Annotated in this window: 22 protein-coding genes; 17 read left to right on the forward strand and 5 right to left on the reverse strand. The window is 70.7% G+C overall.

The genetic code is table 11. The annotated features are described in order from the left end of the window. The first annotated feature begins 21 nt into the window (after nucleotides 1-21). The gene (locus tag ABWV53_RS15440; RefSeq protein ID WP_353367034.1) at nucleotides 22-1,026 is read left to right on the forward strand and encodes a LysR substrate-binding domain-containing protein; all 1,005 of its coding nucleotides are present in this window, start codon (nucleotides 22-24) and stop codon (nucleotides 1,024-1,026) included. 7 nt (nucleotides 1,027-1,033) lie between these two features. Here the strand turns inward: ABWV53_RS15440 and ABWV53_RS15445 are convergent, their stop codons facing one another. Next, a complete protein-coding gene (locus tag ABWV53_RS15445; RefSeq protein WP_353367035.1) occupies nucleotides 1,034-2,596 on the reverse strand; it encodes an MATE family efflux transporter in 1,563 nt (520 codons plus the stop codon). Nucleotides 2,597-2,674: 78 nt separating this feature from the next. Further along, nucleotides 2,675-3,715 carry a zinc-binding alcohol dehydrogenase family protein gene (locus ABWV53_RS15450; protein WP_353367036.1) on the reverse strand — a complete coding sequence of 347 codons (1,041 nt, stop codon included), beginning with the start codon at nucleotides 3,713-3,715 and terminating at the stop codon, nucleotides 2,675-2,677. A 146-nt stretch (nucleotides 3,716-3,861) separates the two neighbouring features. On the opposite strand from ABWV53_RS15450, the gene ABWV53_RS15455 reads away from it, so the two are divergent. The 6 genes from ABWV53_RS15455 to ABWV53_RS15480 all read left to right on the forward strand — a co-directional run bounded on the left by ABWV53_RS15455 (nucleotide 3,862) and on the right by ABWV53_RS15480 (nucleotide 11,024). Beyond that, nucleotides 3,862-4,788: a LysR family transcriptional regulator gene (locus ABWV53_RS15455; protein WP_353367037.1), complete on the forward strand. Its 927-nt coding sequence runs from the start codon at nucleotides 3,862-3,864 to the stop codon at nucleotides 4,786-4,788. Between the two features lie 74 nt (nucleotides 4,789-4,862). Then, the gene (locus ABWV53_RS15460; RefSeq protein WP_353367038.1) at nucleotides 4,863-5,915 is read left to right on the forward strand and encodes a histone deacetylase family protein; all 1,053 of its coding nucleotides are present in this window, start codon (nucleotides 4,863-4,865) and stop codon (nucleotides 5,913-5,915) included. Nucleotides 5,916-5,924: 9 nt separating this feature from the next. Beyond that, a complete protein-coding gene (locus ABWV53_RS15465; RefSeq protein ID WP_353367039.1) occupies nucleotides 5,925-6,314 on the forward strand; it encodes a DUF2946 family protein in 390 nt (129 codons plus the stop codon). Nucleotides 6,315-6,648: 334 nt separating this feature from the next. After that, nucleotides 6,649-8,724: a TonB-dependent receptor gene (locus ABWV53_RS15470; RefSeq protein WP_502903916.1), complete on the forward strand. Its 2,076-nt coding sequence runs from the start codon at nucleotides 6,649-6,651 to the stop codon at nucleotides 8,722-8,724. A gap of 8 nt (nucleotides 8,725-8,732) precedes the next feature. Continuing rightward, the gene (locus ABWV53_RS15475; RefSeq protein WP_353367040.1) at nucleotides 8,733-10,178 is read left to right on the forward strand and encodes a PepSY-associated TM helix domain-containing protein; all 1,446 of its coding nucleotides are present in this window, start codon (nucleotides 8,733-8,735) and stop codon (nucleotides 10,176-10,178) included. Between the two features lie 9 nt (nucleotides 10,179-10,187). Continuing rightward, a complete protein-coding gene (locus ABWV53_RS15480) occupies nucleotides 10,188-11,024 on the forward strand; it encodes a creatininase family protein (RefSeq protein WP_353367041.1) in 837 nt (278 codons plus the stop codon). Nucleotides 11,025-11,053: 29 nt separating this feature from the next. Here ABWV53_RS15480 and ABWV53_RS15485 read toward each other — a convergent pair whose 3' ends face one another. Next, nucleotides 11,054-11,596 carry a GNAT family N-acetyltransferase gene (locus ABWV53_RS15485; RefSeq protein WP_353367042.1) on the reverse strand — a complete coding sequence of 181 codons (543 nt, stop codon included), beginning with the start codon at nucleotides 11,594-11,596 and terminating at the stop codon, nucleotides 11,054-11,056. Beyond that, nucleotides 11,593-12,216 (reverse strand): helix-turn-helix domain-containing protein, encoded by a 624-nt coding sequence (locus ABWV53_RS15490; protein ID WP_353367043.1) that lies wholly within the window; start codon nucleotides 12,214-12,216, stop codon nucleotides 11,593-11,595. Before ABWV53_RS15490 ends, ABWV53_RS15485 begins: the two co-directional genes overlap by 4 nt. A 176-nt stretch (nucleotides 12,217-12,392) precedes the next feature. Between ABWV53_RS15490 and ABWV53_RS15495 the strand changes: the two genes are divergently transcribed. The 9 genes from ABWV53_RS15495 to ABWV53_RS15535 all read left to right on the forward strand — a co-directional run bounded on the left by ABWV53_RS15495 (nucleotide 12,393) and on the right by ABWV53_RS15535 (nucleotide 21,651). Next, nucleotides 12,393-12,818 carry a MerR family transcriptional regulator gene (locus ABWV53_RS15495; RefSeq protein ID WP_353367044.1) on the forward strand — a complete coding sequence of 142 codons (426 nt, stop codon included), beginning with the start codon at nucleotides 12,393-12,395 and terminating at the stop codon, nucleotides 12,816-12,818. Between the two features lie 91 nt (nucleotides 12,819-12,909). Further along, a complete protein-coding gene (locus ABWV53_RS15500; protein WP_353367045.1) occupies nucleotides 12,910-14,097 on the forward strand; it encodes an isovaleryl-CoA dehydrogenase in 1,188 nt (395 codons plus the stop codon). 42 nt (nucleotides 14,098-14,139) lie between these two features. Further along, entirely contained in the window at nucleotides 14,140-14,802 is a 663-nt protein-coding gene (gene can, locus ABWV53_RS15505) for a carbonate dehydratase (protein WP_353367046.1), read from the forward strand. A 43-nt stretch (nucleotides 14,803-14,845) separates the two neighbouring features. Then, complete coding sequence (gene aceK / locus ABWV53_RS15510; protein ID WP_353367047.1) at nucleotides 14,846-16,684, forward strand: bifunctional isocitrate dehydrogenase kinase/phosphatase; 1,839 nt, start codon at nucleotides 14,846-14,848, stop codon at nucleotides 16,682-16,684. Further along, the gene (locus ABWV53_RS15515; RefSeq protein ID WP_353367048.1) at nucleotides 16,681-17,916 is read left to right on the forward strand and encodes an acetyl-CoA C-acyltransferase; all 1,236 of its coding nucleotides are present in this window, start codon (nucleotides 16,681-16,683) and stop codon (nucleotides 17,914-17,916) included. The genes aceK and ABWV53_RS15515 overlap by 4 nt, the downstream gene beginning before the upstream one ends. Before the next feature lie 25 nt (nucleotides 17,917-17,941). Next, a complete protein-coding gene (locus ABWV53_RS15520; RefSeq protein ID WP_353367049.1) occupies nucleotides 17,942-18,568 on the forward strand; it encodes an MSMEG_1061 family FMN-dependent PPOX-type flavoprotein in 627 nt (208 codons plus the stop codon). 96 nt (nucleotides 18,569-18,664) lie between these two features. After that, nucleotides 18,665-19,330 carry an SDR family oxidoreductase gene (locus tag ABWV53_RS15525; protein WP_353367050.1) on the forward strand — a complete coding sequence of 222 codons (666 nt, stop codon included), beginning with the start codon at nucleotides 18,665-18,667 and terminating at the stop codon, nucleotides 19,328-19,330. Nucleotides 19,331-19,332: 2 nt separating this feature from the next. Continuing rightward, on the forward strand, nucleotides 19,333-20,460 hold the full coding sequence (locus ABWV53_RS15530; RefSeq protein WP_353367051.1) for an acyltransferase family protein: 1,128 nt from the start codon (nucleotides 19,333-19,335) through the stop codon (nucleotides 20,458-20,460). Between the two features lie 60 nt (nucleotides 20,461-20,520). Continuing rightward, nucleotides 20,521-21,651 carry an acyl-CoA dehydrogenase family protein gene (locus ABWV53_RS15535; RefSeq protein ID WP_353367052.1) on the forward strand — a complete coding sequence of 377 codons (1,131 nt, stop codon included), beginning with the start codon at nucleotides 20,521-20,523 and terminating at the stop codon, nucleotides 21,649-21,651. 89 nt (nucleotides 21,652-21,740) lie between these two features. On the opposite strand, the gene ABWV53_RS15540 is transcribed toward ABWV53_RS15535, so the two are convergent. Then, a complete protein-coding gene (locus ABWV53_RS15540; RefSeq protein ID WP_353367053.1) occupies nucleotides 21,741-22,217 on the reverse strand; it encodes a DUF421 domain-containing protein in 477 nt (158 codons plus the stop codon). Between the two features lie 228 nt (nucleotides 22,218-22,445). Between ABWV53_RS15540 and ABWV53_RS15545 the strand changes: the two genes are divergently transcribed. Beyond that, nucleotides 22,446-22,898 carry a YchJ family protein gene (locus ABWV53_RS15545; protein ID WP_353367054.1) on the forward strand — a complete coding sequence of 151 codons (453 nt, stop codon included), beginning with the start codon at nucleotides 22,446-22,448 and terminating at the stop codon, nucleotides 22,896-22,898. Nucleotides 22,899-22,906: the final 8 nt, after the last annotated feature.

A 22,906-nucleotide genomic window follows, 5' to 3' on the forward strand; every position in this document is an offset into this window, starting at 1 on the left:
AGTTTCTATATAGTTATCGGCATGCTCGATCGACCTCTGGACAAATCCGCGTCACCGGATTACCTGCGCACGCGCCTGAAGACGCGCCACCTGCTGCTGATGGTGGCACTGGCCGAGGCAGGCAGCATCCACCGCGCCGCGGAGCGCCTGGCCATGACCCAGCCGGCGGCCTCGAAGATGCTGCGCGAACTGGAGGAGCTGGTCGAAGCCCCGCTGTTCGAGCGCCTGCCGCGCGGCGTGCGGCCGACGCCCTATGGGCTGGCGCTCATACGGCATGCGGCTTCGGTGGCGCGCAGCCTGGACCAGGCGCGCGACGAGCTGCAGGCACTCAAGGGCGGAACCCACGGGCAGGTGGCCCTGGGCGCGATCACCGCACCCGCCGTGGGCCTGATGCCGCAGGCGCTGGCGGCCGTGAAACAGCGGTACGGCGGCATGCGCCTGTCGCTGGAGATCGACACCAGCAACGTGCTGCTGGAGCGCCTGGCGCAGGACCGGCTCGACCTGGTGGTGGGCCGGCTGGCCGCCGGCCACGACCAGCTGGAGCTGCGCTACGAGCCGCTGGGGCTCGAGCCGGTCTGCGCCGTGGTGCGGCCGGGCCATCCGCTGCTGTCGGAGCCGGGCCTCGACCTGCCCGCGCTCGCCGCCTGCGGCTGGATCGTGCCACCGGCGGGCAGCGTGCTGCGCCACCGCTTCGACCTGATGTTCCAGCGCGCCAGCCTGCCGCTGCCCGGCAACACGATCGAGACGGCGGCGCTGCTGTTCACCACGCGCCTGCTGGAGCACAGCGACATGGTGGCGGTGCTGGCGGAAGAAGTGGCGCGCTACTACGCCGCGCACCGCATGCTGGAGATCTTGCCGGTCAGCCTGCCCTGCCACATGGACGACTTCGGCATCATCACCCGCGTGGACCTGCCCCTGTCGCCCGCGGCCACCCTGGTGGCCGACATCCTGCGCAACACGGCGGCGTCGCTCTACGGCACCGGGCGGCCCAGCGGCCAGGGCGCACCGCCGGCCTTTCCGCGCTGAAGCGGCGTCAGGCCGGGCGGCGCGCCGCTGCCGGCGGCCAGGCGTCCGCGACCGGCCCCGGCTCTGCCGCAGCCGCCTGCGCGCACACGGGCGAGGGCGGCAGGCCGCCCACTTCCGCCGGGGTCGCCACCACCGGCTCGGCCGGGGCCAGCATGCGCGCCTTGCGCCAGCCGCCCCAGCGGTAGTAGGCCATCGACATCAGCATGGCGCACAGCGCGCTCGCCGGGAAGCTCCACCAGATCGCGTCGGCGCCCAGCCAGGGCTGCAGGCCATAGGCGATCGGCAGCCGGATGCCCCAGAGCGCCAGGCCCAGGATGATGAGCGGCGGCACCACCGCGCCGGTGGAACGCACCACGCCCGAGAGCACGAAGGTCACGCCGAAGAAGAGGAACGAGCCCACGGCGATGTGGTTGAGATGGCGGGCTGCTTCCAGCGACGCGCTGCCCGCGGGCAAAAAGAGCGCGAGCGCCGTGCGGTCCAGCAGCACCAGCGGCACGATGAGGGCGCCGGTCAGCACGAAGTTGAAGAGCGTGCCGCTGCGGGCCACGCCGTCCACCCGTTCCCAGCGGCCCGCGCCCACGTTCTGCGCCGCCATGGACGAGCAGGCCGCGCCGATGGCCATGGCCGGCATCTGCACGTAGGTCCAGAGCTGCAGCGCCGCGCCGTAGGCCGACGCGGTGACCACGCCCTGCGCGTTGACCAGGCCCATCAGCATCAGCATGGCGGTGGAGATCATCACCATCTGCGCGCCCATCGGCAGGCCCTTGACGATGAGCGCCCGCAGGATGGCCCCGTCAGGCACGAAGAGCCGCCAGTCGGCCCGGCCGATCCAGAGCAGGTGCCGGCGCCAGCGCAGCCAGGCCAGCAGCGCGGCGAAGCTGATCGCGTTGGCCACCAGCGTGGCCATGGCCGAGCCGGCGATGCCCATGCGCGGCACGGGCCCCCAGCCGAAGATGAGCAGCGGGTTCAGCGCCGTGTCCAGCACCACCACCAGCAGCAGGAAGAGGAACGGGGTGCGCGTGTCGCCCGCGCCGCGCAGCACGGCCGAGATGAAGGCGAACAGGTAGAGCAGCGGCACCGCCAGGAACAGCGTGCGCAGGTAGGCCTCGGCCAGGGGCAGGGCGGCGGCGGGCGTGCCCATCCAGCCCAGGATCTCGCGCGACAGCGGCGGGCCGGCCGCGGCGATCAGCACCGCCGTGCCGCCGAAGAAGGTGGCGCTGGTGCCGATCACCCGGCGCGCCTGCTGCGGATTGCGCGCCCCCATGGCCTGCGCCACCAGGATGGTGGCCGCCATGCCCACGCCGAACACCGCGCCGATCAGCAGGAACAGGATGTTGTTGGCGTTCGCCGTGGCGGTGAGCGCCGCCTCGCCCAGAAAACGGCCCACCCATACCGCGTTGACCGAGCCGTTGAGCGACTGCAGCACGTTGCCCGCCAGGATGGGCAGCGCGAAGACCAGCAGCGTGCGGCCGATGGGGCCTTGCGTCAGGTCCCGGGTGGGAGCGCGGGGCGGCCGGTGGGGTGGCGAGGTACCGGCGGAGGCGGTGGAGGGCGAGGCTGAGGCGGGCATGCGGCATGTTGGCCGCACCGCTCCCGCTCTGCTGTCGGCCGATGCCGGCAACTGGGCGGCGCACGATCACCGCATGCTTCAGAACCCCGCCAGCACCACCTTGCCGATGGCCGTGCCGCTTTCCAGCAGCGCGTGGGCGCGGCGCAGGTGCGCGGCGTCGATGGTGCCCATTTCGGTGCCGAGCGTGGTGCGCAGGCGGCCCGCGTCGACCAGCCGGGCGACCTCGGCCAGCAGGGCGCCCTGGCGGGCCATGTCGGGGGTGCCGAACAGCGATCGGGTGAACATCATCTCCCAATGCAGCGACAGGCTCTTGCGCTTGAGCGGCACCACGTCGAGCGCGGGCATGTCGTCGATCACGGCGATCTGGCCCTGCGGGCGCAGCAGCTCCACGTACTGCGGCAGGTGCGCCGCCGTGTGGGTGAGGCTGGCCACGTGGTCCACCTGGTCGATGCCCATCGCGGCCAGCTGCGGCGCCATCGGCTGGCGGTGGTCGATGACGCCGTGCGCGCCCATGTCCAGGCACCACTGCCGGGTGGCGGGCCGCGACGCGGTCGCCACCACCCGCAGGCCGGTGAGCTGGCGGGCCAGCTGGATCAGCACCGAGCCCACGCCGCCGGCGCCGCCTGCGACCAGCAGCACCGGGGCATCGGCCGCCGGGGCGTTGCCGGCGGGTGCGCCATCCGGCGTGCGGGCGATGCGCAGCCGGTCGAACAGCAGCTCCCAGGCCGTGATGGCGGTCAGGGGCAGGGCGACGGCCTGGGCGTCGGTCAGCGTGGCGGGGGCATGCGCGGCGATCCGAAAGTCCACCGCATGCCGTTCGGCATTGGTGCCGGGGCGGTCGATGGCGCCCGCGTAGTACACCCGGTCGCCGACGGCGAAGCCCTGCACGGCGGCGCCGATGGCCTCCACGGTGCCCACGGCGTCCCAGCCCAGCACCTTGGCCGTGCCGGGCTCGGGCGCGCTGCCGGCGCGCACCTTCGTGTCCACCGGGTTCACCGACACGGCGTGCACCCGCACCAGCAGGTCGTGCGGCCGCGGCGTGGGCTCGGGCAGCTCGATGTCGAGCAGCGCTTCGGGGTGGTCGATGGGATGGGGCGCGTGGTAGCCGATGGCTTTCATGGGAACTCCAGGTAGGGGAAAGGCGAGGGGATGGAACGGCGAAGGGGCCGGGCCTGCGGGGCGCCAGGCTGCCCTTCACCGCATGCCCTGCACTGTAGGCCGTCAAAATGGCGGCGGTAATACCTTCCGGATTGGTGCTGTATCAAATGAGATTTGAAAATATCGCGGACCTGCGGGTGCTGGTGGAAACGGCCCGGGGCGGCAGCCTGACCGCCGCCGCCAAGGCACTGGACCTCACCCCGGCTGCGGCCAGCGCCATGCTCAAGCGGCTAGAGGCCGAAGTGGGCGCGCGGCTCTTCGAGCGGTCCACCCGCGCGATGCGGCTGACCGAGCAGGGCCAGACGCTGCTGGACTACGCCTCCCGGGCGCTCGACCTGTTGCAGGAAGGGGCCAGCCAGGCGGCGTCCCAGACCGGCGTGCTGCGCGGCACGGTGCGCGTGGCCGCCCCGTCGGACCTGTCGCGCAGCCTGCTGCTGGGCTGCTTCGACGAGTTTCTGGCGCGGCACCCGGGCGTGCAGATCGCCCTGTCGGTCAGCGACCGCCTGCAGGACGTGCGCCGGGACGCGGTGGACCTGGCGGTGCGCTACGGCGCGCTCGCCGATTCGCAACTGGTGGCGCGGCGGCTGTGCGTGACCCGGCGCGTGGCCTGCGCCGCCCCGGCCTACGTCGCCCGGCGCGGCGCGCCGATGCATCCGGCGGAGCTGGCGGGGCACGATTGCCTGACGCTGCACATCGGTGGGCGCCGCGAGCTGCGCTGGCAGTTCGAGCCGGCAGGCGGTGGCGAGGCCCTGTCGGTGGCGGTGCCCGGTGCGCGCAGCGTGGACGACGGCGCCGTCGCGCATGCCTGGGCGCTGGCAGGCCAGTGCGTGGTCTACAAATCGGCGCTGGACGTGCGGGCGCACCTGCAGTCGGGCGCGCTGGTGGCCCTGTTGCCGGGCTGGCTCGGCCAGCGCTACGAAGTCAACGCCGTGCTGCCCAGCAACCGCTTCGTGCCTGCCCGGGTGCGCGCGCTCGTCGAACACCTGGCCCAGCGTTTCGACGCGCTGGCTGCGCCGGAGGACATGCGGCGCTGAGACGCGCCATACCGACCGGATGGAGCCGTCCGTGGCATAAACGGGGCCGCGATCTCCCTCTCAGGACCGAACCGATGCTGATCCTCCACAACCCCCTGCAGTCGCGCCATGCCGGCCGCCAGGAAATGTTCCGCGGCCGCCTGGTGGACTGCCATGAGCACCCCGGCCGCTTCGACCATGTGATGGATGCGCTGGCGCAACGCCCGCAAGGGCCGCTCGCCACGCCCTGCGCGGCCGACATGGCGCTGGTGCGCCGCGTACATGCGTCCGAGTACCTGGACTTCCTGCAGAACGCCTGGGCGCAATGGCTGGCGCTGGATGCCGCCAACGCGGCGCTGGACATCCTGCCTTCCGTCTGGCCCGGCCACGGCCTGCGGCGCGATGTGCATCCGGCCAACTTCTCGGCGCAGGTCGGGCGCTTCGCTTTCGATAGCGGCTCGCCCATCACCGCCGGTACCTGGGAGGCCGCTGAGGCCGGCGCCGCCTGCGCCATCGACGCGGCCCGCGCCGTCGCCACGGCCGGCGGCCCGCGCGCCGCCTTCGCTTTGACGCGCCCGCCGGGCCACCATGCCGGCACCGATTTCTACGGCGGCTACTGCTTTCTCAACAACTCCGCGCTGGCGGCCCAGGCGCTGCGCGAAGCCGGCATGGAGCGCGTGGCGGTGCTGGACGTGGACTATCACCACGGCAACGGTACCCAGCAGATCTTCTATGGCCGCGGCGACGTGCTCACCGTGTCGCTGCACGGCGATCCGCTGACCGAGTATCCGTTCTACCTCGGCTATGCCGACGAGACGGGCGAGGGCGAGGGGGCGGGCTGGAACCTCAACCTGCCGCTCGCCGCCGGCACCGGCGTGGACGCCTGGTTCGACGCGCTGCAGCGCGGTCTGGCGCGGGTGGCGCAGTCGGACGCCGGGGCGCTGGTGGTGGCGCTGGGCGTGGACACCTTCGCGGGCGACCCGATCTCGCAGTTCCGGCTGCAGAGCCCCGACTACCTGCGCATCGGCCGGCAGATCGCCACGGCCGGCCTGCCCACCGTGTTCGTGCTGGAAGGCGGTTACGCGGTAGCGGAAATCGGCGTGAATGTGGTGAACGTGCTGGAAGGTTTCGCCAGCGCGGCCGGATAATCCACGCCGATGACCACCCGCCCGCGCACCCACCCGCTTCCGGCGATGACCCGCTGGGTGCTCGGGTGGTTCCTGCTGGCGCTGGGCGTGGCCACGGCCGCGCCGCTGGTCCACCCCCAGCCCTGGGTGCTGGTGTGCAGCACGAGCGGCGTGGTGGCGCTGGTGGCCGTGCAGGCCGAAGAAGGCGCCGGGAGCGACGGCACCGCCGCCAGCGGCGCGCACCACACGCTGGACTGCGCGCTCTGCCTGCCGGGCGGCGCGCCGCCGCCCGCGATGAACGAGGGCTGGGCGGCCGCCGCACCGCTGCCGCACGTGCTGCTGCCTGCCGAGGCGGCACGCATCGCCGCCCTGGTGGGCGCGCCCCTGCCCGCGCGCGGGCCGCCGGCCGCGATGGCGTGAGCCTTGCCGGGGCCGCAATGAACCGGGGCACGGCACGCCGTGCCCGCCGGGTCGAGCGGCAGGCTCTCCTGGTTCGGACCGAAGCGTGGTGCCCGGTCGTGCGGGTCGTGCGGGTCGTGCGCGGCAGCCTGCCTTGAAGCCGGGCCCCTCGCGCGGCGCGGGGCGGTAGGCGCGCTGGCGCCCGCTGCCGCTGGTCCATCCACCGTCCATTCATTCACTCCATCGTTCATCGACCCGCGGCGCTGCCGTGCGTGTCCGGCGGTTCTCGGCCGGTCCCCTGGCGGGACGGCCGCGCCGCCGGGTGCGTGCGGTGGGCGGCGGGCCTCCATCCGTCATGCACCCACCTTCTTCACTGTCGATCTTCAGGGCCGGCCGGCACGCGCTGGCCTGCGCCCTGGCGGGCCCGCTCATGGGCCTGCCGGCTGCCGCCGAGCAGCATCCCTCACCCCACGACGCCCCCGCGGACGCCGCGCTGAGCCTGGGCACCGTACAGGTGCAGGCCGCCTCCACCGGCCCGCTGCCCGTGCGCGGCGTGTTCAGCTCGGTGGACGTCCTGGGAGCGCCCATCGTGCAGGACCAGCATGTGGACCACAGCTGGGAGCTCTTCTCGCGCGCGCCGGGGGTGCAGGTCACGCCCTTCCGCCAGGGCACGGACGCGGGGCGCTTTTCCATGCGCGGCTTCAACGGCGAGGGCCGCGTCAACGCCGTGAAGCTGCTGATCGACGGCATTCCGTCCAACGACAACGCGGGCGGCATGCCGTACCTGGACGCGGTGTTCCCCATCGACATCGAGGCCATCGAGATCGTGCGCGGCACCAACGACCCGCGCTACGGGCTGCACAACATCGCAGGCAACGCCAATGTGGTGACACGCACCGGTGGCAACGAAGGCCGCGCCACCGCCACCCTGGGCAGCTTCGGCACGCGCGAGGTGCAAATCGCCAAGGGCATCGAGAGCGGCAACTGGAGCCAGAACTACTCGCTGGCCTGGCGTGACGGCGACGGCTGGCGCGATCATGCCGACGCCACCCAGCACGCGCTGTCGGGCAAGTGGTTCTACACGGCGGACGACGGCCGCTGGCGCGCGGGCCTCTCGGCGCGGGCCTACCGCAACCGGGCGCTGGAGTCGGGCTACCTCACTTGGGAAGCGGCCCAGGCCGCACCGCGCAGCTCGCCGTCCTGGTCCGCTTCCGACCGCAGCGAGCGCGACACCACGCAGCTGGCCCTGTACCTGGACGGCGAGCTGGCCGAGCGGCTCTCGTGGTCCACGCGCCTCTACCGCAACCAGTACGAAAACCAGCGCTGGGTGCGCTTCTCGCAGGCCGGCGTGCAGCAGGAGCGGGGCAACGACGAGACCCACCGGGGCGCCAGCACCACGCTGACCTGGCGGCCACGCGTGGCCTGGGCGCACGAATTCACGCTGGAAGGCGGGCTGGACGCGCAGTGGCAGGACAACGCCGCCCAGCGCTGGCGCACCGCCGAGCGCGTGCGCACATCGCAGATCCGCGACTGGAACTTCGACCTGGACACGCGCGGCGCCTACCTGCAGGCCGTCATCCGGCCCGTCGCCGCCTTGCGGATCGTGCCGGCCCTGCGCGTGGACCGGATCAGCGGCTCGTTCGACAACCTGCAGGCCGGCACCACGGCGCCCGTGCACGACTACGGCACCATCCGCCAGCCCAAGATCAGCGTGGCCTACGCCGTCCGCGACGACCTGAGCGTCTACGGCAACTGGGGCCGCACCTTCCAGATCGGCGCGGGCATCGACGCCTACCGCACCCAGGCGCGCAACCTCTCGCCCTCCATCAACGATGGCTGGGAGGCGGGCGTGAAGTTCCGGCCCCTGCCGTGGCTGGACGCCCGCGTGGCCTATTGGGAGCAGCGCGCCTCGGGCGAGGTGGCGCGTGTGTTGGGCGTCGACGGCCTGCCCGACCCGGGCGGCCTGGGCAACGTCGGACGCACGCGGCGCCGGGGCCACGACCTGCAGCTCAATGCCCATATGGCCCCCCAGCTGACCGGCTGGCTGGCCTGGTCGCGGCAGCGGGCCGGCATCGTCACACCGGACCCCGGCGCACCGCAGACGGCCGGCAAGGAGGTCGAGAACGTGCCGCGCCACCTGCTGACGGCCGGCGCGCTGTACCGCGCCACCGACCGGCTTCGGCTGTCGGTCTCGGCCAACGCCCAGGGCGACTACTGGCTGGACCGCGCCAACACCCTGCCGCGCACGGGCGGCTTCGCGCTGCTCAACCTGGGCGCGCAATGGCAGCTGACCCCGGCGGTGGACGTGGGCCTGCAGGTGAACAATGCGACCGACCGCCGCTATGTCTATGCCTGGTACGACAGCGGCTCGTCGGGCTATTCGCCGGGCGACGGGCGCAGCTTGGCACTGACCGTGGGCTGGAAATTCTGAGGCACCCCATGTCCACCACGACGAAAACGACCCACACGACGCACACCCCGCCGCCGCTGTCCCCCAGCCTCTACCGCGCCGTCTGGCGCTGGCATTTCTATGCCGGCCTGCTGGTGCTGCCTTTTCTGATCTGGCTGGCCGTGACGGGCGCCGCATTTCTGTTCCAGAAGGAGATCGACGGCTGGTACCACCGCGACCTGCTGAGCGTGCCCGCCGCCTCGGCCGAGCAGCCTGCGCTGCCGCACGGGCGCATCGTCGATGCGGCGCTCGCGGCGCACCCGGGCGCGCAGTGGTTCCGCTACACGCCCGCGCTGGACGGAGCACATTCCGCCAGCGTGGGCATCGCGCTGCCCCGGGGCGAGCGCCTGGCGGTGTACCTGGACCCGGCCACCGCCCGCGTGCTGGGCACGCTGCCCGAGCGCGGCACGTTGATGTGGACGGTGCGCCAGCTGCACAGCCTGAAGTACTTCGGCCCCGTGGCGCGCGGCTTCATCGAGATGGCCGCCGGCTGGGCGCTGGTGCTGGTCGCCACGGGCCTCTACCTGTGGTGGCCGCGCGGCGGCAAGGGGCAGGGCGGGGTGGTCACGGTGCGCGGGCGGCCGGGCCAGCGCGTTTTCTGGCGCGATGTGCACGCCATCACCGGCGTGTCGGTGGGCCTGGTACTGGCCTTCCTGGCCATCAGCGGCATGCCCTGGTCGGTGCTGTGGGGCAGCCAGGTCAACGCCTGGGCCAACGGGCAGGCCTTCGGCTACCCGGCCGGCGTGCGCGTTCAGCTCCCCATGTCGGGCGAGCGGCTGGCGGATGCCGCGCACCTGCCCTGGACGCTGCAGCAGGCCCGCGTGCCGGGCGACCCGCATGAAGGCCATGACGGTCATGACGGCCCCGGCAGCGCCGCGCCCGCCGTGCCGGAGCCGCTGCTGGGCACGCCGCTGCCCCTGGATGCGGCGATGGCCGTGGTCGGCCGCCTGGGCCTCGCGCCCGGCTACACCGTGACGCCGCCGCGTGGCGCCCGCGGCGTGTTCTCGGCCTCGGCCTACCCCGACGACCTGGCACGCCAGCGGGTGGTGCACATCGACCAGTACAGCGGCGCCGTGCTGCTGGACCAGGGCTACGCCGACTACGGCCCCGCCGGCCAGGCGCTGGAATGGGGCATCAACGTGCACCTGGGGCAGCAGTACGGCGCCATAAACCAGTGGGGGCTGCTGGTGGCCTGCGCGGCCGTCGTGCTGCTGTGCGCGACGGGCGCCGTCGCCTGGTGGAAGCGCCGGCCCCGCGGCGGCGGCCTGGCCGTGCCGCCGCTGCCGGCCCGGCCCGAGGTGCTGGCCGGGCTCACGGCGCTGCTGGCCCTGGGCGGCGTGGTGTTCCCGCTGGTGGGGCTGTCGCTGCTGCTGGTGCTGGCGGCGGACCTGTGGTGGCAGCGGCGGCTGGGGGCCGTGGGCCGTTTGAATCGCTAACATCGCCGCATGCAGCACCACCCTTCACGCTTCTGGGCCGACCTCTCCACGCGCGACTTCACGCAGGCCCAGGCCTCGGGCCTGGCTGCGCAGACGGTGGCCGTGCTGCCGGTGGCGGCCGTCGAGCAGCATGGCCCGCACCTGCCGCTGCAGGTCGATGCCACGCTGCTGCAGGGGGTGATCGACGCCGCGCTGCCCCGGCTGCCCGCCGACCTGCCGGCGCTCTTCCTGCCGCCGCAGAACGTGGGTTTGTCCACCGAGCACACGGCGTTCGCGGGCACGCTCACGCTGTCGCCCGCCACCGTCATCGCGCTCTGGACCGAGCTGGGCGCCTGCGTGGCGCGCGCGGGCGTGAAGAAGCTGCTGCTGCTCAACGGCCATGGCGGCCAGGTCAGCGTGATGGACATCGTGGCGCGCGAGCTGCGCCAGCAGCACGGCCTGCTGGTCTACGGCGCCAGCTGGTTCAGCCTGCCGCTGCCCGATGCCGTGCAGGGCCTGTTCACGGCGGAAGAGCACCGCTTCGGCATCCATGCCGGCGAGATCGAGACGTCGATGATGCTGCACCTGGCGCCGCCCACCGTGCGCATGGAGCACGCCGAACGCTGGCGCTCCACCTCGCAGGACCGGGCCGAACGCTTCGCCATCCTGGGCAACGGCCGCAGCGCCAAGATGGGCTGGGCCATGCAGGACTACCACCCCAGCGGCGCCGTAGGCAATGCGGCGGGCGCCACCGCAGACAAGGGCCGGGCGGTGGTCGAAGCGGCGGGCGCCGCGCTGGTGCGGCTGCTCCAGGAGATCCACACGCTGACTTGGGCACCGGCGACTGCCGCCGGCAATGCCCCCTGAACCGACGGCCCCGCCCGGGGCTGTGCGGCTCACAGACGCTTGTAGAAGAACGTGGTGCCGCAAGGGGCGCCGTCGGGCATGAGCGCATAGTCGGGCACGACACCCACGCGGCTCCACCCGGCAGTTTCATAGAGGCGCTCCGCATCGCCGCCGGTCGCGGTGTCGAGCACCAGCACGGACTTGCCCGCTGCACGGGCCGCGTCATCGATCGCCTGCATCAACTGCCGTGCCAGGCCTTGTCTGCGCGCCTTGCGATGAACCAGCAGCTTGGCCACCTCGGCGCGATGGGGCTGGTTGTCGGGCATGGCGGTGATGAGCTGGACGGTGCCCAGAATGTCTCCGCGCGGGCTTTCGGCGACCAGCAGGATGCGGTCGTCCCGCGCAACGCTCTCGGCAACGCCCTGCCAGAACTGCAGTGCCTTGTCCCGCGGCAGCGGTGCCATGAAGCTCACCGACGCGCCCCCGTCCACGCAATCGACCAGCACATCGGCCAGCGCCTCGCGGCTGCGGGCCACCTCCTGGCCGTTCAGGCGGCGGAGGGTGATTGCAAAGGCGGTGGCGCTGGCGGTCATGAAGGGTTCCTCGATGGCGGGGTGATGGAGGGGAAACGGCCGGCGCGGCTGTCCAGGTTGGTCAGTGCCACGACATAGCGCGCCGGCTTCCTGCCGGGGTTGTGAAAAACGATGGGCTGGTTGAGCCGCATGGCGAGGCAGTCCCCTTGCGTCAACCGCCACGGTGTCTCTCCGATCGTCAGTTCCATCTCGCCTTGCAGCAGCCACACCTGTTGGTGGATGTCGGCGTCGTGTACGGCCGAATCCAGGGCCACCCGGCCACCTGCAGGAAACACCACTTCGACCAGCTGCAGTGCGGAGGGCATCGACGGTGACAGCCTGCGGCGCACGTAGCCCGAAGCCGGGTCTTTCCATGTGGGCTGGTCGGCGTGGCGGCAAAGGGGAGAAGGCGCTGCGCCGTCCGGGCTGCGCTCCGACTCATCGAAGAAGGAGGCCAGCGCCACGCTCAGCCCGATCGCCAGCTTGTCGAGCACGGCTGCCGTAGGGCTGCTCTGGCCGCGTTCTATGAGCGAAATGTTGGAGCGGCTGACACCGCTGCGTTCGGCCAGCGCCTCCAGCGAGTAGCCGCGGGCGCTGCGCAGTTCGCGCAGGCGCTGGGCGATGCGTAGGTTGATGTCCATGAATCCAGTTTAATGGAAAGAAAATCCATTAATGTGGAATATGGTCGATTGCAGCGCCTGCGGCTGCGCACCCTTTTCCAACCGGGCGTGTATGCCGGTGCTCCTCCGTTCCAGAGGGCTGTCTGCGTTAGCATTGACGTTGACGTCAACGTAATCCAGCGCCGCGCCCCCCCCTCATGTCCACCACCTACACCATCAGCGACCTCGCCAAGGAATTCGACCTGACCACCCGGGCCATGCGCTTCTATGAAGACATGGGCCTGCTGCAGCCCGAACGCACCGGCCCGGGCGGGCGCAACCGCGTGTACAGCCCGCGCGACCGCACCCGCCTGCGGCTCACGCTGCGCGCCAAGCGCCTGGGCCTGTCGCTGACCGAGGCCAAGGAGATCATCGACCTCTACGACAGCCCGCGCGACACGGGCGTGCAGCTGCGCCGATTCCTGGACGTGCTGGGCCAGCACCGCAAGCAGCTCGAAGAGCAGATGGCCGACCTGCAGGCCAACCTGGACGAGGTGCGCGAGCACGAGAAGGAAGCGCGCGCGCTGCTGCAGAAGACCGCCAGGCCGGCCGCGGCCAAGAAGCCGAAATTGGCAGATAATTGAGGTTTACGTTTACGTCAACGTAAACTCTGGACCGATCCAGATCGACCGACCGACCCACGCTCGCGCCGACGAGCCCACCAGGAGACAACCCATGAGCGCCCATCCCATGCCCGGCCTGAACTTCCAGCTCGGCGAAGACATCGACGCCCTGCGCGACGCGGTGCACGATTTCGCCCAGGCCGAGATCGCGCCGCGCGCCGGCGAGATCGACCGCAGCGACCAGTTCCCCATGGACCTGTGGCGCAAGATGGGCGATCTGGGGGTGCTCGGCATCACCGTGCCCGAAGCCTACGGCGGCGCCGCCATGGGCTACCTGGCGCACATGGTGGCGATGGAGGAGATCTCCCGCGCCAGCGCCTCGGTGGGCCTGTCGTACGGCGCGCACAGCAACCTGTGCGTGAACCAGATCAACCGCAACGGCACCGAAGCGCAGAAGCAGAAGTACCTGCCGCGCCTCATCAGCGGCGAACACGTGGGCGCGCTGGCGATGAGCGAGCCCGGCGCCGGCTCCGACGTCATCAGCATGAAGCTCAAAGCCGAGGACAAGGGCGGCTACTACCTGCTCAACGGCAGCAAGATGTGGATCACCAACGGCCCCGATGCCGACACGCTGGTGGTCTATGCCAAGACCGAGCCCGAGCTGGGCGCGCGCGGCGTCACCGCCTTCCTGATCGAGAAGGGCACGAAGGGCTTTTCCGTTGCGCAGAAGCTCGACAAGCTGGGCATGCGCGGCAGCCACACGGGCGAGTTGGTGTTCAACGATGTGGAGGTGCCGGCCGAGAACGTGCTGGGCCAGGTGAACGGCGGCGCCAAGGTGCTGATGAGCGGCCTGGACTACGAGCGCGCCGTGCTCACCGGCGGGCCGCTGGGCATCATGCAGGCGGTGATGGACAACGTGGTGCCCTACATCCACGACCGCAAGCAGTTCGGCCAGAGCATCGGCGAATTCCAGCTCATCCAGGGCAAGGTGGCCGACATGTACACCGTGCTGCAGGCCGGCCGCTCGTTCGCCTACACCGTGGCCAAAAACCTCGACCTGCTGGGTGAAGGCCACGTGCGCCAGGTGCGCAAGGACTGCGCCTCGGTCATTCTCTGGTGCGCCGAAAAGGCCACCTGGATGGCGGGCGAGGGCGTGCAGATCCATGGCGGCAACGGCTATATCAACGAATTCCCGCTCGGCCGCCTCTGGCGGGATGCGAAACTCTACGAGATCGGCGCCGGCACCAGCGAGATCCGCCGCATGCTGATCGGCCGCGAGCTGTTCGCCGAGACCTGCTGACCCCCATCGACCCTGACACTCCCTTAGGAAAGTGACCCGCGCATGCCCGCCTCCATCGACGACCTCTTTGTCCACAACCGTGCGTGGGCGGCCCAGATGGAACGCGACCGCCCGGGCTTCTTCACCAGCCTGCTGGCCCAGCAGAAGCCCAAGTACATGTGGATCGGCTGCTCGGACAGCCGGGTGCCGGCCAACCAGATCACCGGGCTGGAGCCGGGCGAGGTGTTCGTGCACCGCAACGTCGCCAACGTGGTGGTGCCCACCGACTTGAACTGCCTCTCGACCATCCAGTACGCGGTGGACCAGCTGCACGTCGAGCACCTGATGGTCGTGGGCCACTACGGCTGCGGCGGCGTGCTGGCGGGCCTGACCGGCATGCGGGTGGGGCTGGCCGACAACTGGATCCGCCACGTCTCCGACGTGCGCGACCGGCACCGCAAGCTCATCGACGGCGTCGACCCGGCGTTCCAGCACGACGTGCTGTGCGAGCTGAACGTGATCGAGCAGGTCATCAACGTGGCGCAGACCACGGTGATGGCGGACGCCTGGGAGCGCGGCGACCAGGTGACGCTGCACGGCTGGTGCTATGGCTTGAAGGACGGCCTCATCAACGACATGCACATGACCGTCAGCGGCCGCGATCAGCTCGAAGAGCGGTACGCCGCCGCCGTCGACGGCGTGGCGAAGGCCGCGCGCGGGCGGTAAGCCCGCCGCCATCCCAGGGCGCCCGCCGGTCGTTCGCCACGCCATGTTCCCCCAGCGCCTCGATTCGCCGCAAGCCTGGGGCATCGCCCAGGCGATGATGGACGGCTTCGACCGCCATTACCGGCTGTTCCGCGCCGCATCGGCCGGAGCGCAGGCGCGCTTCGAGGCGCAGGACTGGCACGGCCAGCAGCGCGCCCAGCGCGAGCGCATCGAGTTCTACGAGCAGCGCGTGAAGGAATGCGTGCGCCGCCTCGACGACGAGTTCGACGCCGGCCGCCAGCCGATGGAGGTCTGGCAGCAGGCCAAGCTGCACTACATCGGGCTGCTGGTGGGCCACTTCCAGCCCGAACTGGCCGAAACCTTCTTCAATTCGGTCACCACCAAGATCCTGCACCGCACGCACTTCCAGAACGACTTCATCTTCGTGCGGCCCGCGGCCAGCACGGAATACATCGACAACGACGACCCCGGCGCGCTGCCCACCTACCGCGCCTACTACCCGGCGGGCGAGGGCCTGCCGGCTACGCTGCGGCGCATCGTGGAGGACTTCGGCCTGCAATGCGGCTTCGAAGACCTGCCGCGCGACGTGGCCCGCGTGGTGGCCGCGATGCAGCCGCACATCGCGCCGATGAAGCTGCGCGCCAACTTCCAGATCCAGGTGCTGTCCAGCCTGTTCTACCGCAACAAGGGCGCCTACCTGGTCGGCAAGCTGATTAACGGCTTCACCGAGATTCCGCTGGCGCTGCCGCTGCTGCATGCGCCGGGTGGCCGCGGGCTGGTGATCGACGCCGCGCTGTTCGGCGAGGACGACCTGCTGGCGCTCTTCAGCTTCGCGCGGGCCTATTTCCTGGTGGACATGGAGATCCCCAGCGCCTATGTGCGCTTCCTGCGCGGGCTGATGCCGAGAAAGCCCCGTGCCGAGCTGTACAACGCGCTGGGCCTGGCCAAGCAGGGCAAGACGCTGTTCTACCGCGACTTCCTGCACCACCTGAAGTATTCCAGCGACGCTTTTCGCATCGCGCCCGGCATCAAGGGCATGGTGATGCTGGTGTTCGACCTGCCGAGCTTCCCGTACGTCTTCAAGCTCATCAAGGACTTCTACCCGGCGCCGAAGGACACCACGCGCGAGCAGGTCAAGGGCAAGTACCTGCTGGTCAAGCAGCACGACCGCGTGGGCCGCATGGCCGACACGCTGGAATACAGCGAGGTCGCCTTTCCACGCGAGCGCTTCAGCGACGCGCTCATCGCCGAGATCGAGCAGTTCGCCCCTAGCCAGCTGGAGATCAGCGACCGCGACGGCGACGGCCGCACCGAGGTCATCATCAAGCACCTCTACATCGAGCGGCGCATGATCCCGCTCAACATCTACCTGCAGGAAGCGTTCGACGCCGGCCCGCACGACGCTCGGGCCGCCCGGCAGATCGAGCACTGCGTCACCGAATACGGCAACGCCATCAAGGACCTGGTGGCCGCCAACATCTTCCCGGGCGACATGCTCTGGAAGAACTTCGGCATCACCCGCCATGGCAAGGTCGTGTTCTACGACTACGACGAGATCGAATACCTCACCGACTGCCAGTTCCGCCGCGTGCCAGCGCCGCGCAACGAAGAAGACGAGATGAGCGGCGAGGTCTGGTGGCCGGTGGGCCCACGCGACGTCTTCCCCGAAACCTTCGGCCCCTTCCTGCTGGGCAACGGCGCGGTGCGAGAGGCCTTCATGCGCCACCACGCCGACCTGCTCGACCCCGCCTTCTGGCAGGCGCACCAGCAACGCATCCGCGCCGGACACGTGTTCGACGTTTTCCCCTACGACGCCGAGCGCCGCTTCCAGAGCGGCGCCGGCGCCGTTCCATCCACCCCGATTGCAGGAGACACCGCATGACCTCGACCGCGAACACCACCGCTGCCACTACCACTGCCTCTTCGACCGCGAGCGACGACCCCATCGTCATCGTCGGCGCCGCGCGCACGCCCATGGGCGCCTTCCAGGGCGACTTCGCCAGCCTGGCCGCGCACGACCTGGGCGGCGCGGCCATCCGCGCGGCGGTGGAGCGCGCCGGCGTCGCGCCCGAGGCCGTGGGCGAAGTGCTGTTCGGCAACTGCCTGCTGGCTGGCCAGGGCCAGGCGCCCGCGCGGCAGGCCGGCTTCAAGGGCGGGCTGCCGCAGAGCGCCGGCGCCGTCACGCTCAGCAAGATGTGCGGATCGGGCATGAAGGCCGCCATGCTGGCGCACGACCTGCTGCGGGCCGGCACGCACGACGTGATCGTGGCCGGCGGCATGGAAAGCATGACCAACGCCCCCTACCTGCTGCAAAAGGGCCGCGGCGGCTACCGCATGGGCCACGACCGCATCTTCGACCACATGATGCTGGACGGCCTGGAAGACGCCTACGAGCCCGGCCGCAGCATGGGCACCTTCGGCGAGGACTGCGCGGCCAAGTACCAGTTCACCCGCGAGGCGCAGGACGCCTTCGCCGTCGCCAGTGTGCAGCGCGCCCAGGCCGCCACGGCCTCCGGTGCCTTCACGGCGGAGATCACGCCGGTCACCGTCAAGACCCGCGCTGGCGAAACGGTGGTGTCGGCCGACGAAGGTCCGGCCAAGGCCCGGCTGGACAAGATCTCGCAGCTCAAGCCCGCGTTCAAGAAGGACGGCACCATCACCGCCGCCTCCAGCTCCAGCATCAACGACGGCGCCGCCGCGCTGGTGATGATGCGCGCCTCCACCGCCGCCCGGCTGGGCTGCCAGCCGCTGGCGCGCGTGGTGTCGCACGCCACCCATGCGCAGGCGCCCGAGTGGTTCTCCACCGCGCCCGTCGGCGCCACGCAGAAGGCATTGGACAAGGCCGGCTGGAGCGTGGCCGACGTGCAGCTCTGGGAGATCAACGAAGCCTTCGCCGTGGTGCCCATGGCGCTGATGAAGGAGCTGAACATCCCGCACGACATCGTCAACGTGAACGGCGGCGCCTGCGCGCTGGGCCACCCCATCGGCGCGAGCGGCGCGCGCATCCTGGTCACGCTGATCCATGCTCTCAAGGCGCGCGGCCTGCAGCGGGGCCTGGCCACGCTGTGCATCGGCGGCGGCGAAGGCACGGCCATGGCCATCGAGCTGGTCTGACGGCCCTCCCCACGGCAGGCCCGCCATGATCACCACCGAAGCCGAACTGCGCACCCTCTACGCCGCCCCGGGCGAGCGCGCCGTGCGCAAGCAACTCAGCCAGCTCGACGCGCACTGCCGACGCTTCGTGGCGCTCTCACCGCTGTGCGTGGTCGCCACCGGCGGCACGGCCGGCAGCCTGCTCGACGCCTCGCCGCGCGGCGGCCCGCCCGGCTTCGTCCAGGTGAGCGAGGCGGGTGACCTGCTGCTGCCCGACGCGGGCGGCAACAATCGGCTCGACACGCTGACCAACCTGCTGCACGACCCGCGCATTGGCATCCTGTTCCTGATTCCGGGCGTCGACGAAACCCTGCGCGTGAACGGCACGGCCCGGCTGCGCGACGAGCCCGGGTTCACCAGCCTCTTCGCGGCGGAGCGCCAGGCGCCCAGGCTGGTCGTGCAGGTGCAGGTGCGCGAGGCCTACCTGCACTGCGCCAAGGCGCTGATGCGCTCGCGCCTGTGGCAGCCCGCGGCGCAGATCGACCGCGGCGCGCTGCCCACGCTCAACCAGATGATCCACGACCAGACCGGCAACCCGGCGGCGCCGGAGTCGCAGGCCGAGATGGTCGGTCGCTACGCGCAGCAGATCGAGGCGGAGCAGCGCCGGTCGTGATTTGCTACTATTTTGGTAGCTATGGGCGCTTGATCCACCGGGGCGGGAGGCCGAAAAGGCTTGGAAACGTCGAGCCCACACCATGAAAAGGCTGACATGTCCCTCATCCTCGTGATCGGCGGCTCGCGCGGCATTGGCCTGGAACTGGTGTGCCAGTACCGCGACGCCGGCCACCGCGTGGTGGCCACCGTGCGCGACGCCGACGGCCGCGCGCGCGTGCAGGCCCTGGGCGCGCAGGCGCTCACCGTCGACGTCGGCGACCCGGCCAGCGTCAGCGGCCTTGCGTGGCAGCTCGATGGCGAGAAGATCGACGTCGCGCTCTACGTGGCCGGCCTGTGGGACGGCCACGGCGCGGCCACGCCGCCCACGCGCGAGGCCTTCGACCGCGTCATGCACACCAACGTGCTGGGCGCCATGCAGGCGCTGCCGCAGGTGGCGCCGCTGGTCGAAGAGGCGGGCGGCGTGTTCGGCTTTCTCTCCAGCGAGATGTCGCTCATCCACCAGGCGGCCGGCGATGCCTGGCTCTACCGCGTCAGCAAGGCCGCGCTCAACATGGCGGTGGCGGCCGCCCAGCCCGCCTGGCCTCGCGCCACGCTGGTCACGCTCGACCCCGGCTGGACCCAGACGGACATGGGCGGCGCGCAAGCCCCGCTGACGGTGCAGCAAAGCGTGGCCGGCCTGATCGCCACCATCGCCGGCGCCACCCCGGCGGACCGGGGGCGGCTGCTGCACCACGATGGCCGGCGGGCGGCGCAGTGGTGAGCATGGAAGTCTCGCAGGCCCCCGCCCTTGACCGGCCGGCTCACGCGCCGACGGCGCATGGCGACAACCATTTCAATGTGCTGCGCCTGGCGGCGGCCGTGGCGGTGCTCCTGTCGCATGGCGAATTCTTGTACCGGCTCACGATGAAGGTGCAACTGCCAGGTCACACGCTGGGATCGCTGGCTGTGTACTGCTTTTTCTTCATCAGCGGCTACCTTGTATGCCAGAGCTGGCACCGCGAGCCACGGTGGGGCGCGTTCTGGGTCAAGCGGATCATGCGGATCTTCCCTGGCCTCATCGTCGCTACGATTTTCTCGGTGGCGGTGATCGGCTGGGCCATGACCACGCTGGGGACGGCCGCGTACTGGTCTCACCGCGACACCTGGCTCAACCTGGCCAACAACATGGCGGGCATTGCGACGGTGCAGACGCTGCCGGGGGTGTTTGAATCGAACCCGTTCGCCCGTGCGGTCAACGGGTCGCTATGGACGATTCGCTATGAGTTGTTGATGTACCTGCTGCTGTCGACGGCCGGCGTGGCGGGATGGACCCGTCACCGCTGGGTCTATCCTTTGGGCGCTGGCGCGATGGCTGCGATGTGGTTGTGGGCGCATCAGACAGGCCATGCAGCCACGCCATGGCTTTTCAGCATGTTCACGATCGCCGACATGACGGGATTTGGGGTCGTTTTCCTGCTCGGCAGCACCTTTGCCGCCTACCAGGCGCGGCGAAGCGGGTGGTGGGCCGCCCTTGCGCTGGGCGGCGCCATCCTGGCGTGGTGCTGTCCGACGATCCGGGGCGTGCAAGTCGGGGTGTGGATCTGTATTGCCGCAGGCGTTTTCTGGGCCGCGCATGCGGGAGTGCGCCGCTGGGGTGGCGCGTGGCCCCGTGAAGACCTTTCGTACGGTGTCTACATCTATGCCTTTCCGATCCAGCAGGCCATGACCGAGATCGCCCTGCGCCGGGGGTGGAGCCTGCTCACCTGTCTGGCGCTTTCGCTGGCAGTCACGCTGGGCGCAGCCGCCGTTTCCTGGTTCTTCGTTGAAAAGCCGTTCATCAGCCACGGTCAACGGCTGCTGCAGCACTTGCGCGCCAGGCGTCCGGGGACCTCGGTACGGCCGGCCGCTTGACGCCGTGGCCCCTCATTTTTTCGCTTCCTTGCATCGACAACCATCACCGAGACAAACACCATGCTGCTGACCCAAGACCAGGAAATGATCCGCGACGCCGTGCGCGCCTTCGCGCAGGAAGAGCTCTGGCCCCATGCCGCGCGCTGGGACCGGGAGCACCATTTCCCGAAAGACGCGCACCGGGGCCTGGCCGCGCTGGGCGCCTACGGCATCTGCGTGCCCGAGGAATTCGGCGGCGCCGCGCTCGACTACGTGACGCTGGCGCTGGTGCTCGAGGAGATTGCGGCGGGCGATGGCGGCACCAGCACCGCCATCAGCGTGACCAACTGCCCCGTCAACGCCATCCTCATGCGCTACGGCAATGCGCAGCAAAAGCGCGACTGGCTCACGCCGCTGGCGCGCGGCGAGATGCTGGGCGCCTTCTGCCTCACCGAGCCGCACGTGGGCTCGGACGCGTCCGCGCTGCGGACCACGGCGGTGAAGCAGGGTGACGAATACGTCATCAACGGCGTCAAGCAGTTCATCACCAGCGGCAAGAATGGACAGGTGGCCATCGTCATCGCGGTGACCGACAAGGGCGCCGGAAAGAAGGGCATGAGCGCCCTCCTCGTGCCCACCAGCAACCCCGGCTACGTTGTGGCGCGGTTGGAAGACAAGCTCGGGCAGCACAGCAGCGACACGGCGCAGATCCAGTTCGACGACTGCCGCATCCCGGCCGACCACCTGATCGGCGCCGAGGGCGAGGGCTACAAGATCGCCCTGGGCGCGCTGGAGGGCGGGCGCATCGGCATCGCCGCGCAGAGCGTGGGCATGGCGCGCAGCGCGTTCGAGGCGGCGCTGGCCTATTCGAAGGAGCGCGAGAGCTTCGGCACGCCCATCTTCCACCACCAGGCGGTGGGCTTCCGGCTGGCCGACTGCGCCACGCAGATCGAGGCGGCGCGCCAGCTCATCTGGCATGCCGCCGCGCTGCGCGATGCCGGCCGGCCCTGCCTGAAGGAGGCTGCCATGGCCAAGCTCTTCGCCAGCGAGATGGCCGAGCGCGTGTGCAGCGCCGCCATCCAGACGCTGGGCGGCTACGGCGTGGTGAACGACTTTCCGGTGGAGCGCATCTACCGCGACGTGCGCGTCTGCCAGATCTACGAGGGCACGAGCGACGTGCAGAAGATCCTCATCCAGCGGGCGCTGGCCTGATCTGTTTTGCTATAAAAGGTATAGCTGAACGCGCTTGTGGATAAAGCGCTGGAGGCCGATTCGGCTCTGGCAACGCCGATCCATCGGCACTATTCGGAATCCCGCTTGCGCAGCACCACGGTGATCTGGCCGTTGACCTCCAGCGTGGCGCTCTCCACTTCGTGCAGGTGGCGGCAGCCGCCCGCGCGCAGGGCGGCGGCCAGGTCGTCGGCCGACAGCAGCTGCTGGCGCATCAGCGCCTCGTTCACGCGGCCCTGCCAGACCAGCTCCTTGGGCTGGCCGTCCACCAGCAGCGCGAGCTTCGGGAAGCGGTAGGTGACGTGCGCCAGCAGCACGTGGCACATCAGCAGCGTGGCGGCCGAGATCAGCCCGCCGACGAGCGAGTTGTCGCCGGCGTTCATCGAGTTCTGCACCGCGTTGGACAGCACCAGCAGCAGCACCAGGTCGAAGGGCGCGAACTGCCCCGTTTGCCGCCGCCCGGTCAGGCGCAGGAAGACCAGCAGGAAGGCATAGACCACGATGCCCCGCACAATGAATTCCCACCACGGCACGCTCATCTCCAGCATCGCGACTCTCTCCAGGCGGGGTAGGGCACGACCCCGGGACATGGCCCGGCAGGGCGCTGCGGCCGGGCAGCGACATGATGGCAGCAACCCCCGGGGAGCGTCTGTCAGCCGATGGCGTCTGGCCTGCCGTGGCGGGCGGCGGCCGCCCCGATGGTCGCGGCCGGAGTGTCTGCAAGAATGCCGGGTGGACGGTGGCGCCGCCGTCGCCCGCCTCACCTGCCCACCGCCATGCCTTTAGCCCCCCTCGCCCCCTGTCCCTGCGGCCGCCTCGCGTCCGCCGTCGCCGGTGCCCCTGCCGGCCGGGGGCGTGTGCGCGCCGGCGCGCCGCTGGCGTTCGCCGACTGCTGCGGCCGGTATCTGGACCCCCTGCGCGGCGGCCCGGCACCCGACGCGGAAAGCCTGATGCGGTCGCGCTACACCGCCTTCGTGCTGGAAGACGGCCCCTACCTGCTGGCCACCTGGGCGCCGGCGCAGCGGCCGGCGTCGATCGATTTCGACCCCGGCACGCGCTGGCTGGGGCTGGAGGTGCGCGCCCACCGCAGCACGGGGGCAGGCCGCGCCGAAGTCGAGTTCGTCGCCCGCCAGCGCGACGCCGGGGGCCGGGCGCATCGCCTGCACGAGACCAGCCGCTTCGTGCACGCGGAAGGGCGCTGGTTCTACGTGGACGGCGATCTGCGCTGACGGCCGGC

This window comes from Acidovorax sp. FG27 (assembly GCF_040365715.1).
Lineage (GTDB): Bacteria > Pseudomonadota > Gammaproteobacteria > Burkholderiales > Burkholderiaceae_C > Paracidovorax.